10 protein-coding genes and 1 pseudogene are annotated in these 13,043 nt (G+C 73.9%); 5 read left to right on the top strand and 6 right to left on the bottom strand.

Annotated elements, in window-relative coordinates; genetic code table 11:
- A pseudogene (locus ABT085_RS34700) lies at positions 1 to 711 on the top strand (hypothetical protein); the annotation flags it as partial.
- Here the strand turns inward: ABT085_RS34700 and ABT085_RS34695 are convergent.
- From ABT085_RS34695 to ABT085_RS34680, 4 genes are all read right to left on the bottom strand, one after another.
- A complete protein-coding gene (locus ABT085_RS34695) occupies positions 681 to 3,128 on the bottom strand; it encodes a right-handed parallel beta-helix repeat-containing protein (RefSeq protein WP_351617212.1) in 2,448 nt (815 codons plus the stop codon). The pseudogene ABT085_RS34700 and the gene ABT085_RS34695 sit on opposite strands and share 31 nt — an antisense overlap.
- A gap of 125 nt (positions 3,129 to 3,253) precedes the next feature.
- Positions 3,254 to 3,859: an Rv1733c family protein gene (locus tag ABT085_RS34690; protein ID WP_351617209.1), complete on the bottom strand. Its 606-nt coding sequence runs from the start codon at positions 3,857 to 3,859 to the stop codon at positions 3,254 to 3,256.
- Positions 3,860 to 4,096: 237 nt separating this feature from the next.
- The gene (locus ABT085_RS34685) at positions 4,097 to 4,918 is read right to left on the bottom strand and encodes an MOSC domain-containing protein (protein ID WP_351617207.1); all 822 of its coding nucleotides are present in this window, start codon (positions 4,916 to 4,918) and stop codon (positions 4,097 to 4,099) included.
- Between the two features lie 42 nt (positions 4,919 to 4,960).
- The gene (locus ABT085_RS34680) at positions 4,961 to 5,419 is read right to left on the bottom strand and encodes a DUF6643 family protein (protein ID WP_351617204.1); all 459 of its coding nucleotides are present in this window, start codon (positions 5,417 to 5,419) and stop codon (positions 4,961 to 4,963) included.
- 295 nt (positions 5,420 to 5,714) lie between these two features.
- On the opposite strand from ABT085_RS34680, the gene ABT085_RS34675 reads away from it, so the two are divergent.
- A complete protein-coding gene (locus ABT085_RS34675) occupies positions 5,715 to 7,091 on the top strand; it encodes a TerD family protein (RefSeq protein ID WP_351617201.1) in 1,377 nt (458 codons plus the stop codon).
- Positions 7,092 to 7,112: 21 nt separating this feature from the next.
- Here ABT085_RS34675 and ABT085_RS34670 read toward each other — a convergent pair whose 3' ends face one another.
- Positions 7,113 to 8,345, bottom strand: coding sequence for a glycosyltransferase (locus ABT085_RS34670; RefSeq protein ID WP_351617198.1), 1,233 nt, complete (start codon positions 8,343 to 8,345; stop codon positions 7,113 to 7,115).
- Between the two features lie 39 nt (positions 8,346 to 8,384).
- Here ABT085_RS34670 and ABT085_RS34665 point away from each other — a divergent pair, with 39 nt between their 5' ends.
- Positions 8,385 to 9,170, top strand: a complete 786-nt coding sequence (locus ABT085_RS34665; RefSeq protein WP_351617195.1) for a glutamate racemase — start codon at positions 8,385 to 8,387, stop codon at positions 9,168 to 9,170.
- Positions 9,171 to 9,298: 128 nt separating this feature from the next.
- Entirely contained in the window at positions 9,299 to 9,844 is a 546-nt protein-coding gene (locus ABT085_RS34660) for a hypothetical protein (protein WP_351617193.1), read from the top strand.
- A gap of 46 nt (positions 9,845 to 9,890) precedes the next feature.
- Here the strand turns inward: ABT085_RS34660 and ABT085_RS34655 are convergent, their stop codons facing one another.
- A complete protein-coding gene (locus ABT085_RS34655; protein WP_351617190.1) occupies positions 9,891 to 10,973 on the bottom strand; it encodes an O-antigen ligase family protein in 1,083 nt (360 codons plus the stop codon).
- A 303-nt stretch (positions 10,974 to 11,276) separates the two neighbouring features.
- Here ABT085_RS34655 and lnt point away from each other — a divergent pair, with 303 nt between their 5' ends.
- Positions 11,277 to 12,887 carry an apolipoprotein N-acyltransferase gene (lnt, locus tag ABT085_RS34650; RefSeq protein WP_351617187.1) on the top strand — a complete coding sequence of 537 codons (1,611 nt, stop codon included), beginning with the start codon at positions 11,277 to 11,279 and terminating at the stop codon, positions 12,885 to 12,887.
- Positions 12,888 to 13,043 lie beyond the last annotated feature (156 nt).

The following is a 13,043-nucleotide window of genomic DNA, read 5'->3' as shown; positions in this document are numbered from 1 at the left end:
GACGCCGCGCAGGCGATCGGCTCCTGGCTGATCGGACTGGGCTTCATCGTCTTCGTGACCTGGGGCCGACGTGCCTACAAGGACGCCACCGCCCGGCGCACCATCGGCATCCTGTGGGACGTCGGCACGTTCTGGCCGCGCGCCGCCCACCCCTTCGCCCCGCCCTGCTACGCCGAGCGCGCCGTCCCCGACCTGACCTGGCGGATGGCCACCTGGACCCGCGACACGGGCGGCCGTCTGGTGATCTCCGGGCACTCGCAGGGCAGCGTGCTCGCGGCCGCCGCCGTCTGGCAGCTCAGGCCCGCCGAGCGCGGCCGGGTCGCCCTGCTGACCTACGGCTCCCCGCTCGAACGGCTCTACGGCCGTTGGTTCCCGGCCCACTTCGGGCCGGGCGCGCTGAGCTCACTGCACCGGGAGGTGGCCTGCTGGCGCAACCTCTACCGTCTCACCGACCCCATCGGCGGCCCGGTGCGGCTGCCCGGCGACTGCGGCCCCGAGGTGGACCGTGCGCCGCTGAAGGACCCGATGGCGTACGGCCGCACCGGCCGCCACCCGCTGCCTGCACCCGTCCTCGGACACTCCGACTACCAGGCCGACCCGGTCTTCGCGCGGGAACGGCGGCGACTGCTGGCCCGGTTGCGGCCGGACCTGCCGGGCCCCCGTCCCGCCGGCGGCCCGCCTCAGGACGGTTCGGGCAGGTCCTCGGCGTAGAGCAGGGTCAGGTCGTCCGTGCTCGGCTCCGCGACCTGGGCGACCCGGCCCGCATGCCGTTCCACCATCGCCTCGAACGTCTGCCGGGCCGTACGGCCGTTGCCGAAGGCAGGGCCCTTGGGCAGGTCCGTGAAGTACTTCAGCAGGGCCTGCGCGGTCCCTTGAGCCAACCGGTACTCGTGCTCCTCGGCCTGCTGCTCCACGATCCGCAGCAGTTCCCCGGGGCCGTAGTCGCTGAAGGTGATGGTCCGGGAGAAGCGGGACGCCACACCGGGGTTGACCGAGAGGAACCGCTCCATCTCGGCCGTGTACCCGGCGACGATCACCACCACCGCGTCCCGGTGGTCCTCCATCAGTTTCACGAGGGTGTCGATGGCCTCCTTGCCGAAGTCACGGCCGGAGTCCTCCGGGGAGAGCGCGTACGCCTCGTCGATGAACAGCACTCCGCCACGCGCCCGTTCGAACGCCTCCTGGGTGCGGATCGCCGTGGAACCGATGTGCTCGCCGACCAGGTCCACGCGGGACACCTCGACCAGATGCCCTCGCTCCAGCACGCCGAGGGAGGCGAGGATCTCGCCGTAGAGGCGGGCGACCGTCGTCTTCCCGGTGCCGGGAGAGCCGGTGAAGACGAGATGACGTTTGACGGAGGCCGCCTTCAGCCCGGCCTCCCTGCGGCGCCGGCCCACCTCGATCATGTCGGTGAGGGCCCGTACCTCCCGCTTGACGCTGTCCAGGCCCACCAGCGCGTCGAGTTCGCCGAGCACGGCCGTGGAGGCGCGCGTCTGCTGCTCCGGCGGCGTGGCGGGGAGCAGCGGCTCCTGCTCGGTGACGCGCTGGCCGGGGATGGCGCCGAGCAGCCCCGTGGACCGGGCCGCCGTCTGCTGCACGGTCGGCTCCGGCTCCGGTGCCCGGGGCGCCCGCACCCCCGCGCTCTCGTCGCTCGTGCAGTCCTCGACGACCGGACCCGAGCCGGACGCGGCGTCCGGGCCGGCCTCCGCGAACTCGTACCCGCCGCGCGCGCAGCGCTCCGTACGGCACTTGCGCAGCGTCGTACGGCAGCCGTCGAGCACATGGAAGCCGTAGCCGGAGCTGCCCGTGACCCGGCAGCCCAGGAAGCTGCCCCGGCCGCCCGCCGAGACGTAGAACCCGGCCTCCGCGGGCGAGTCGACCGTGCACCGCTCGATGGTGGGGTCGGCGCCCTTGGTGACGATCACGCCGGTCTGGGTGCCGTCCACGGTGCAGTTGTTGAGGGTGCCGCCGCTGCCGTGGTCACGGAACCAGGCCCCGGTGGCCGCGTCCCGGATCCGGCAGTCGTCGAGTTGCGCGGTGGCCCCGTCGCTGACCGACACGGCGGTGTTGCGGACCTGGAAGAGGTCGCTGTCGACGACGTCCGCGCGCGAGCCGCGGTCCAGGACGAACAGCGCGTCCGGCACGTCGTGCACCCGGCAGGAGTCGAGGACCACGGTCGCCCCGTCGCTGACCCACACCGCCGGGTAGTCGCCGGTGCTGTCGAAGATCTCGCACTGGTTGGCGTCCACGCGCGTGCCCGGATCCCACACCGACAGCCCGTTGCGGCCGAACTGGCGCACCGTCGTGCGGGTCAGCGTCAGCACGGAGCGGGACCGCAGGTCGACCGCGTTCTCGGGGATGTCGTGGATCCGGCAGTCGGCGAGCGTCAGCACCGCGTCGGTGTCCAGGGTGACGCCGTCGGCCGTGGTGCGGTGCACATCACAGTCCGTGAGGTGGGCGGTGGCCCGTGCGGTGATCTGCACACCGCTGCCCCGCACCTCGTAGACCTCGCAGCCCACCGCCTCCAGCGCGGAGTTGTCCCCGGTGACGCTCAGCCCGGCCCCGGAGGTGTGGTGCACCCGGCAGCGCTCCAGCCGCGGATGGCCGGCCGCGCGCACCATCACCCCGGACTGCCCCGAGGCGACGACCTCGCAGTCCTCGAACACCCCGCCACCGCCGTCGACCACGGCGATGCCGATGCCCGCCGGGTTGTCGACCGTGCAGCGCCGCACGGTGGGCCGGGCGCCGCCGCGCACCTCTATGCCGGCCGCGGACCGGGTGACGATCCGGACGTCGTGCAGCTCCGGCGAGCCGTCCTCGACCAGCAGCGCCGGAGCCGCCGCGTCCTGTCCCTCCACGTGCAGGTCCTGGACGACCGCCGACGCACGGACCGTCAGCGGCACTCCGTCCAGGGGCGCGATCCGCACCGAACCGGCCGAGCCCTCGGGACCGCGCAGGGTCACCGCCCGCTCGACGACGAGGTTCTCCCGATAGGTGCCCGGGGCGATGGTGAGGACGTCACCTTCGGCCGCGGCCTCCAGGGCTGCGGCGAGCGACGCGTACTCACCTGTGCGGCGCCGCCACCTCGAAGTACCGGTGTGCGTCACCTGGACCGTGCCCTGTGCCATGGCGTTGCCGTGCCCCCACCTCGTCGTACGCGGGTCGATGCCGAAGTATCGGCCGGTCCACCGTAGCGTGCGTACGCACGGTGGGTTGACCAGAGGCCGAAGGCGGCCGGGCGGACGCCGTGCCCTCAGCTGCCGGTGCCGGTCCGGCCCCAGTCCGGGCCCGCCCGCTCCCAGGCCCGGTCCCAACGCGCGTACCGGCGCCGGACCATGCGCCACAGGACGAGCCGTCTCATGCCCTCGACGAGTCCCACGGTCAGCATGGCCGCGCCCAGTCCGGCGAGGACGGCGTGCGTCGTCGCCGTCACCGGGTCCATCGGGCGGGCCACGAGGGTGCCGTGCACGTCGGTCCACAGGGTGAAGTGGTCGCCGCTGTGCGGGGTCTTGAGGGTCGTGACGACCGGGCCGTGGCGCGCGGTGCCGTCCGGTGCTCTCCAGTCGGCGGTCACCCGGCTGCGGCTGTCCCGCAGGGCGGAGACCTCCGGGTCGGCCTCCAGCGGGGAACGGGTCAGCCGGCGCACCACGGTGGCCGTCACCTCGTACCGCGCGGCGTGCTGCGCACGGGCCGCCCGCTGGAGGGCGTCCTGGGCGGCTCCGCCGACGAGGAGACCGGTCACCGGCGTGACGACCAGGACGAACAGCAGGGCCACGAGGGCGAGCCAGGCCTCCACCAGGTCGGTCGCGCGCCGCAGCGGATTGTGCCGCCAGCGCCAGAGCCCGCCGATCGCTCGCACCGAGACGCCACCCCCTCACCCCTCCGTGTATCCCCGTGCGCGACCGTTCACGCGTGGGTCCGGTCGAAGAGAGTGAACTCACCTCCGGCCCGGGCCTTGCACGAACTGCTCGCGAAAATCCCAACGAGCGGGTCCCGGCGCGGGGTTCCCGAACCGCGTCGGCATCGCGCGGGCGCGCGAGGAGTTGACGCACCGTACAGGCGGGCAGGCGTCCGAACGGGCAGGCGGCAGGCGGGCTCAGTCGAGGACCGTGACCGGGTCGCCGACCCGGAGCGTGCCGGGGGACTCGGGCACCAGGTTCTGGCCGAAGATCAGACCGCCGTCGATACGGCGGTGCCGGCCCAGGGTGTGCAGCGGCTCCTTGCCGCGCCCGCCCGTGCTCTGGTCGGTGGTGGTCACGACGCAGCGCGCGCACTTCTTGGCGACCCGGAAGGTCACCTCGCCGACGGCGATGCGGCGCCAGCCGTCCTCGGCCCAGGCGGTGGTCCCCGACACCACGAGGTTCGGCCGGAAACGGTTCATGGGCAGCGGGCCCTCGGCGGCGTTGCGGCCCTGCGCGATCAGCGTGTTGAGGGCGTCGAGGGAGGCGGTCGTGGTGACCAGCAGCGGGAAGCCGTCGGCGAAGGAGACCGTCTCCCCGGGCAGCGCGAACCGGGGGTCGACCGGACGGCGCACGGCGGGGTCGTCCATGTGCACGAGACGCACGTCGGCGTCGAGGAAGGCACTGCACCAGGCGTGGGCGGCGGCGTCGGCGGGCACACCCTCCACCTTGTCGCCGAATATCTCGACCGGCACGGTCCCGGCCGGCTCCGGCTCGGGGACGGTCAGCGGCGCACGGCCGGGCGCGGACAGCCGGACGCCGCCGGGCAGGAGCTCGGCGGCGGCCTGTGCGAGGCGCGGCTGCTGGCGTTGCGTGACGACCTTTCCCCCGTCGTCGATCAGTACCCAGCGTCGGTCTCCGGCCAGCCCCCAGGGCTCCACGACGGCTTCCCGGAGCGACAGTGCCCGGAACGCCTTGACCGGATGGACGTGAATCGACAGCAGGTCCGCTTTATCCATGATTCCCATCGTGCCAGGTGGCACCGACGGGCCGGGAACGGATCAGTAGCCGCCGCGGTACTGCTGCTGGTTGCCGTACGGATCCTGGTAGGGAGCCGGAGCGGGCCGGGCGGCCGCGGGGCGCATCGCCTCGTAGCCCATGCCGGGCTGGACCGGGCGGGGCTGCTGCGGCTGCGGACCGGGGTAGCCGCGGGGCGCCGCCTGCTGCGGGACGTAGGCCGCGGGCGCCTGCTGCAGCGGGGAGGGCTGCTGCGCCTGCGGGTAGCCGTAGCCCGGCTGGGAGGGAGCCGGGGGCAGGGCGGGCAGCGCCGAGGGGAGCGCGGGCAGATTGCTGCCCATCGACGGAAGGCTGCTGCCCATGCCCATGTCGTACGCGGCGGGGACCCGGATCGGGGCGATCTGCGGAGTGCCCCGTTCGGCCACGAGCGAGTCGTAGATCGGGGTGTCCGGGAAGGAGGCGGAGTAGTAGCCGCCGCCATAGGTGGAGCGGGGGGAGGTCATGGCACATAAGTTAAGCCCACGATGTGCTGGTTGGGGAGACCGATAAGAGGGTTGTTTTCCGCGTCCGTAGTGACCTGGGATCCCCAATGCGAGCGAACATGGGAAAAAGGGGCACCGGGCAGGGTGCTGATCGGGTAAAGCCCGAGTTCCGGAGGGGTTACCGGTGGTTGACCTCCCGGGTTTCCGTCTCTCCATGGGAGTTCGCCACCGCGCGGAATAGGTTGGTTCCGTAGGCAACCCGATGGGGGCCGGGACCTGGCCCGGCGAGTGGGATGTGATGGGGGCGGACATGTCAATGTCGAAGGGATCGAATACGCCGGTGCCGACGACGGCACTGCGCGTCGAATTGGGCTGGGGAGCCGGTCCCGGGGTGCCGGACGCCGACGCCTCGGCGCTCCTGCTGGTCGGCGGCAAGGTCCGCTCCGACGGGGATTTCGTCTTCTACAACCAGCCCGTGCACTCCTCCGGCACCGTCCGGCACGAGGGCAAACGCCGCGACGGCGGCGTCCGGGTGACCGACACCCTCGTCGTCGACCTCGCGCGCGTGGAGCCCGCCGTCGAGACCGTGATCCTCGCCGCCTCCGCCGACGGCGGCACGTTCGGGCAGATCCCCGGTCTGTACATCGAGGTCCGGGACGCGGAGCGCGGCACGGTCCACGCGCGCTTCGACAGCGTGGGCGCGACGGTCGAGACGGCGTTCGTGCTGGGCGAGTTCTACCGCCGCCAGGGCGCCTGGAAGTTCCGGGCCGTCGGCCAGGGCTACGGCAGCGGACTGGAGGGACTGGCGACGGACTACGGCATCACCGTGGACGAACCGCAGCACCCGGCACCGGCCGCCCCGGTCCCGGCCGCCCCGGCCCCCCTTCCGCCGGTGCCGGCCCCCGCCCCCCGGGATCCCACCCTCGTCACCCCGGTGAACCCGTTCGGCGCCGCGCCCGCGGCCCCTCCGATGCCCGTGTCCCCGCCCCCGGCGGTCCCCCCGGCGACCATGCCGGCGCCGGCCCACCAGGCCCCGCCGCCCCCCGCCCAGCCGGTCCGGCTGTCCAAGGTCACCCTCACCAAGTCCACGCCGTCGGTCTCGCTGACCAAGCAGGGCGGCACCTCGGGCGCCATGCGCGTGAACCTCAACTGGGAGGTGCGCAAGCAGTTCTCGGGCTGGGGCAGCAAGCGCGGCCGGGCCGTCGCGCTGCACAGAGACCTCGACCTCGACCTGTGCGCCCTGTTCGAACTCGCCGACGGCCGCAAAGGGGTCGTACAGGCCCTCGGCAACGCGTTCGGAGCCCTGAACCGGCCGCCGTACATCCACCTCGACGGCGACGACCGCACCGGCGCCACGGCGAGCGGCGAGAACCTCACGATCAACCTCGACCACGCGCGCGACTTCCGTCGCATCCTCGTCTTCGTGACGATCTACGAGGGCGCCCGCTCCTTCGCGGACCTGCACGCGACGGTCACCCTCACCCCTCAGTACGGCGCCCCGATCGACTTCTCGCTCGACGAGTGCACCGTCCCCTCCACGGTGTGCGCGCTCGCCCTCATCACCAACAACGGCGGTGACCTGGTCGTCCAGCGCGAGGCCCGCTACCTGGTGCCTGCGCGCGGAGTGAGCCCGCAGCGGACCGTCGACCAGACCTACGGATGGGGCATGGACTGGACGCCCGGCCGGAAGTAGGCGAGGCGGGTCCGGGGCGGCTCAGCCCTCGTCGGCGACGGCTTCGGGACGGGGATAGGTGCGGCCCTTCCAGGCCGCACCCCGGCCCCGGTAGTGCTGCACCGCGGAGTCGACCGTCATCAGCAGGTACAGGAACGCGGTGAACGGCAGCAGGGGAGCCAGCCACCGCGACAGCCGGTAATAACGCAGCATCGGCACGTACGTCCCGGCCATCACCAGCCAGGCCGTGCCGCCGAGCACGGCGGTCGCGGGATCGCCCAGCGCCGCCCCCACGACCAGGGTGACGGGCGGCGCCAGGTACACCAGCGCCAGCCCGCCGACCGTGCCGGCCAGCAGCAGGACGCTGTGGCGCAGTTGCGCGTAGGCGCTGCGCGAGACCATCCGCCACAGATCGCGCAGCCGCGGATAGGGGCGCACGCTGTCCACGCCGTCGGCCAGCCCGAGCCAGACACGGCCCCCGGTGCGCTTGACGGCCCGCGCGAGAGCGACGTCGTCGATGACGGCGTGCCGGATGGAGTCCGGGATCCGGGCCCGCTCCGCGGCCTCGGCGCTCAGCAGGACACAGCCGCCCGCGGCGGCCGCCGTCCCGGTCCTCCCCTTCTTCCCGTTCTTCTCGCCGACCTTCTCCTTATTTCTTTTGCTGATACGGCGGAACGGATAGAGCTGGGCGAAGAAATAGACGAAGGCGGGGACGACGAGCCGCTCCCACAGGCTCTCCACCCGCAGCCGCGCCATCTGCGAGACGACGTCGAAGCCTCCGGAGCGCGCGCCGGCCACGAGCCGGCGCAGGCTGTCCGGCGCATGGGCGATGTCGGCGTCCGTGAGCAGGAGGTAGGCGGGCCCACGCGTGCGTGCCAGGGCGATGCCGTGCCGCACCGCCCAGAGCTTGCCCGTCCAGCCCGCGGGTGGCTCACCCGGCGAATCCACCGTCAGCGGCAGCCCGCCGTGCCGCCGCGCCAGCTCGCGCGCCAGTTCCCCGGTCCCGTCCCGGCTGCCGTCGTCGACCAGGAAGATCTCCGCCCGGCCCGGGTAGTCCTGGGCGAGCAGCGACGGCAGGCTCGACGGCAGCATCGCGGCCTCGTCGCGCGCCGGTACGACGACACAGACGGACGGCCAGGTGCTCGGCTCGCGCAGCGTCGGCAGCCGCACGTCCGTACGCCAGAAGAAGCCCTGGAAGAGCAGCAGCCACAGCCAGGCGGCGAGAGAAGCGGCGGCGATGCACGTGATGGCGCTCACCCGCGCAGTCTGCCCCACCGTAGGGGCGCGCAGCAGCCCATCGTCTATCGTGGCCGGGTGAAGATCGCGCTCATGGACTCCGGAATCGGCCTGCTGGCGGCCACCGCCGCGGTACGGCGCCTGCGGCCCGACGCGGATCTGGTTCTCTCCCTCGACCCCGACGGCATGCCCTGGGGGCCGCGTACCCCACAGGACCTCACCGGGCGTGCCCTGGCCGTCGCGGAGGCCGCCGCCGCGCACCGGCCGGACGCCCTCATCGTCGGCTGCAACACCGCCACCGTGCACGCCCTGGACACCCTGCGCACCCGTCTCGAACCCGGCATCCCGGTCATCGGCACGGTTCCCGCGATCAAGCCGGCCGCCGCGGGCGGCGGCCCCGTCGCGATCTGGGCCACGCCCGCCACCACCGGCAGCCCCTATCAGCAGGGGCTCATCCGGGACTTCGCCGGCGGTGTGGCCGTCACCGAGGTGCCGTGCTGGGGCCTGGCCGAGGCCGTGGAGCACGCCGACGAGGCGGCCATCGAGGCCACCGTGGCCGCGGCCGCCGCGCTGACCCCCGCGGACGTCACGACCGTGGTCCTCGGCTGCACCCACTACGAGCTGGTCGCCGACCGCATCCGGGCCGCCGTGCAGCGCCCCGGTCTCCCGCCGCTCGTCCTGCACGGCTCCGCCGGTGCCGTGGCTGCGCAGGCCCTGCGCCGCCTCGGCGGCCTCCCCGCCCCCGATGCGCCGGCGCTCGGTTCGGTGACGGTGCTGCTCAGCGGGCGTGCGGGCGCGCTGCCCGAGCCTGCGCTGGCCTACGCCGAGGGGCGGCTGTTGCAGGTGGCCAGCCCCGCCTCCTGACGGGCGGGCCGCTCCCGTGACCGACGGGCGCCCGGCGGACGCCCCCGCTCCGCCGCACTCGCCCGGCCGGCGGAGCCAACCTGCGCGACGCAGTACCCGTGCGGTGAAACCTGAGTAATCTCATTGCCATGAGGGACCGCCTCCAGGACGTGGACACTCCGCACCCGGACATCTGGACCGGGCGCGCCACCAACCGCTTCCAGTGGCTGCTGGCGATCAGTGGTGCCGCCTGCATGGCGCTCGGCATCGAACTGGCCGTCGACTCCGCGTGGACCTCCGGCACGGCCGCGCTCGCCATGGCCGTGGTCGGCTGCATCGCGGCCGGTCTGCTCGTCCTCTTCGGCACCCTCGCCTTCGTGCACGTCGACCTGAGGCTCGACAAGGAGTCCCTGGAGGTGCGGTGCGGCCACATCGGCGTGCCGCGCCGCCGTATTCCGCTGGCGCAGGTGGCCGGTGCCGACTTCGCCCCGCTCGTCACCCCGCGCCACTGGGGCGGCTGGGGTTACCGCTGGCGGCCGGAGAAGGGCACCGCGGTCGTCGTGCGCCGGGGTGAGGGCGTGGTGCTGCGGCTGTGGGACGGACACACCTTCACGATCACCGTGGACGACGCCGAAGCAGCCGTACGGGTCATCCGGGACCGGCTGCGCTCCAACGCGCACGGCCCGCTGCACTGAGGACGCGCGGGACCAGCTGGACCGGTGCGCCGGGCATCGGCCACGGTCACGGGGCCGGCCGGCCGCCCCGCGCGCGTACCCTCGGTTCGCCCGGTCGATCCGAGGCGTCCGACGCGGGCACCTGGTCCAGCGGCCGCGCCGTGGCCAGCCCGGCCAGGAGCCCCGCGCCGACCGACACCGCGGTGAAGCTCAGCGCGTCGCCCACCGAGGCGATGGCCGCCAGTGCCGTCAGCGCCGCGCCCGCGGTCAGTACGACGGGTGCGGGACGCGGCGAGCGCCACAGCGCGCCCAGCAGCCAGCAGAAGGCGGCCGCGAGCAGTGCCACACCCACCACACCCTGTTCGGCGGCCAGCTGCAACGGCGCCGAGTGCGGCTTCCCGTCGGACGGCGTCGCGGCGGCCGCCGTGGCGCTGAGGTCGCCGAAGCGTCCCGGGCCCACGCCCAGCGCGCTCTCCCGGCCCGCCAGGTCCAGGGCGTCGTGCCACAGCTCGACCCGGTGCGTCGTGAGCCCGCCCTCCAGGGCCGAGGTGAGGCCGTCCGGCAGCGCGTTCCCGGCGACCGCCCAGGTCAGGCCCGTGACCAGGGCGGCGGCCAGGGCCAGGAGCGCGATGCCGGGACCCCGGCGGCGCATCCGGCCCGTGGCGAGCGAGCACAGCAGCACCGCCACGCAGGCGGCGGCGCCGACGACCGAGCCGCGTACGGCCGCGGTCACGGTGATCGCGGCGGCCAGCAGACACGCCGCCAGCCGTGCGCCAGGGGCGGGCGCGGCCCAGGCGGCGCAGCACGCGGAGCCGGCCGAGAGGGTCAGCAGGGCCGCGGTCGCCCCGGCGGGTCCGAGCGGCGCGACGATCTGCGGTCCTGGCGCGAGATGCGGCACGGTCAGGGTCAGCACCAGCCCGGCCAGCGCCCCGGCGCAGGGCGCCGCCACCGGCAGCAGCGCCCCGAAGATCCGTCCGGCGGCATAGCCCGCCGCCACGGCGAGCAGCGCGAGCAGCACCCCCTCGGGGCGGCCGTCGTGGGCGGCCGCCGTCAGCAGGGACCAGGCGGCGCAGGCCCCGAGCACCAGGACGCCCACGCCGTCGAAGGCGTTGCGTCTGTCGCCGTCCGCCGCCGGACCGGCAGCGGACACCCTCCCCGTGAACTCCACCCCGTCCCCCCGCACCCGGCCGCCCCCGACCCGTGACAGTCCCGCCGTCCGGCCCCCGCCGCACGACCGCCTCCGCGCCGACCGCGACCGGCCCCGCGGCGAAGACTCCGGCCCACCGTAACGGCTGCCGGACGGTTTGTGGATGAGCTGTGCGGCGCCCCGCAGAAACGTTGCCGCAAGCGGGTGCGGGCGATGCCCCGCGTCGCCGCCCACGTACCGGGTCCGGGCCCGTCCCGCATCCGGCCGCGTTGTGGACGCCGAGGTCAGCGGCCGTACACTCCCGGGGTGACCGTCACCGCAACCTCAGTAGGCCAGTCGGACCAGCTGGAACCCCCGGCCGCGCCCGCAGCGCGCGGCCGTCGGCTTCTGCGCCTCGTCCCGGCCCTCGCCGCGGCGCTCTCCGGAGTGCTGCTCTATGTCAGCTTCCCCCCACGCACCCTGTGGTGGCTGGCCCTGCCGGCCTTCGCCGTCTTCGGCTGGGTGCTGCGCGACCGGAGCTGGAAGGCGGCCCTGGGCCTCGGCTACCTCTTCGGCCTCGGCTTCCTGCTGCCGCTGCTGGTGTGGACCGGTGTCGAGGTCGGCCCCGGCCCCTGGCTCGCCCTGGTCGCGATCGAGGCACTGTTCGTCGGACTGGTCGGCGTGGGTGTCGCCGCGGTGTCGCGACTGCCCGCCTGGCCGGTGTGGGCGGCCGCGCTGTGGATCGCCGGCGAGGCGGTACGCGCGCGGGTGCCCTTCCGCGGCTTCCCCTGGGGCAAGATCGCGTTCGGTCAGGCGGACGGCGTCTTCCTGCCGCTCGCGGCGGTCGGCGGCACCCCGGTGCTCGGCTTCGCGGTCGTGCTGTGCGGCTTCGGGCTGTGCGAGGCCGTGCGGCTGGCCGTCGCGGCACGCGGCACCCGTACCGTGCGGCGCTCCGCCGCCACCGTGGCCCTGCTCAGCGTGGCCGTGCCGGTCGCGGCCGCGGTGGCCGCCCGTCCGCTGGTCAGCGACAAGGCCGAGGACGGCACGGCGACCGTAGCCGTCATCCAGGGCAATGTGCCGCGGCTCGGACTGGAGTTCAACGCCCAGCGCCGCGCCGTGCTCGACTACCACGCGCGCGAGACGCAGCGCCTGGCCGCCGAGGTCGAGGCGGGCAAGGTGCCGCGGCCCGACTTCGTGCTGTGGCCGGAGAACTCCTCCGACATCGACCCGCTCGCCAACCCCGACGCGGCCGCCGTCATCGACGCGGCGGCCAAGGCGATCGGCGCGCCGATCTCGGTCGGCGGCGTCGTCGAGCGGGACGGCAAGCTCTTCAACGAGCAGATCCTCTGGGACCCGCAGAAGGGTCCGCTGGACACGTACGACAAGCGGCAGATCCAGCCCTTCGGCGAGTACCTCCCGCTGCGTTCGCTCATCGGCGCGATCAACAAGGACTGGACGTCGATGATCCGCCAGGACTTCAGCCGGGGCAGCAAGCCGGGCGTGTTCGACATGGACGGCTCCAAGGTCGGACTCGCCACCTGTTACGAGGCGGCCTTCGACTGGGCCGTGCGCGACACCGTCACCCACGGGGCCCAGATGATCTCCGTGCCGAGCAACAACGCCACCTTCGACCGCAGTGAGATGACCTACCAGCAGCTCGCCATGTCCCGGGTCCGCGCCGTCGAGCACAGCCGCACCGTCACCGTCCCGGTGACCAGCGGGGTCAGCGCGGTCATCATGCCGGACGGGAAGATCGCCCGGAAGACCGGCATGTTCGTGGCCGACTCGCTGGTGCAGAAGGTGCCGCTGCGCTCCTCCGAGACGCCCGCCACCCGGCTGGGCATCCTGCCCGAGATCGCCCTCGTCCTCGTGGCGGCCGGCGGGCTCGGCTGGGCCGTCGCCGCCGGTGTGCGCGGCCGACGCGCCGGTGGCGTGTAGCCGTACGCCCGCCGAACGCCTCCTGGGCGACAAGGAGCCATGGGGCCGTACCCCGAGGGTCGGCCCCATGGCTACACATGACTTCAACCGCGAACAGCGGGCGTACGCCCGACACCAAATGCACTGGCTCCACGGAGTGCCCGCCCACGTCATCGA

The organism is Streptomyces sp. NPDC002265, assembly GCF_040296125.1.
Lineage (GTDB): Bacteria > Actinomycetota > Actinomycetes > Streptomycetales > Streptomycetaceae > Streptomyces.
Note: the sequence above shows the minus strand (reverse complement) of the source record. Positions and strands in the feature narration are given on the sequence as shown.

What these genes read in the sequence shown, in the direction of transcription:
- ABT085_RS34675 (WP_351617201.1), top strand. Translation starts at nt 5,715, where the DNA reads ATGTCGAAGGGATCGAATACGCCGGTGCCGACGACGGCACTGCGCGTC.
- ABT085_RS34695 (WP_351617212.1), bottom strand. Translation starts at nt 3,128, where the DNA reads ATGGCACAGGGCACGGTCCAGGTGACGCACACCGGTACTTCGAGGTGG.
- ABT085_RS34680 (WP_351617204.1), bottom strand. Translation starts at nt 5,419, where the DNA reads ATGACCTCCCCCCGCTCCACCTATGGCGGCGGCTACTACTCCGCCTCC.
- ABT085_RS34685 (WP_351617207.1), bottom strand. Translation starts at nt 4,918, where the DNA reads ATGGATAAAGCGGACCTGCTGTCGATTCACGTCCATCCGGTCAAGGCG.
- ABT085_RS34660 (WP_351617193.1), top strand. Translation starts at nt 9,299, where the DNA reads ATGAGGGACCGCCTCCAGGACGTGGACACTCCGCACCCGGACATCTGG.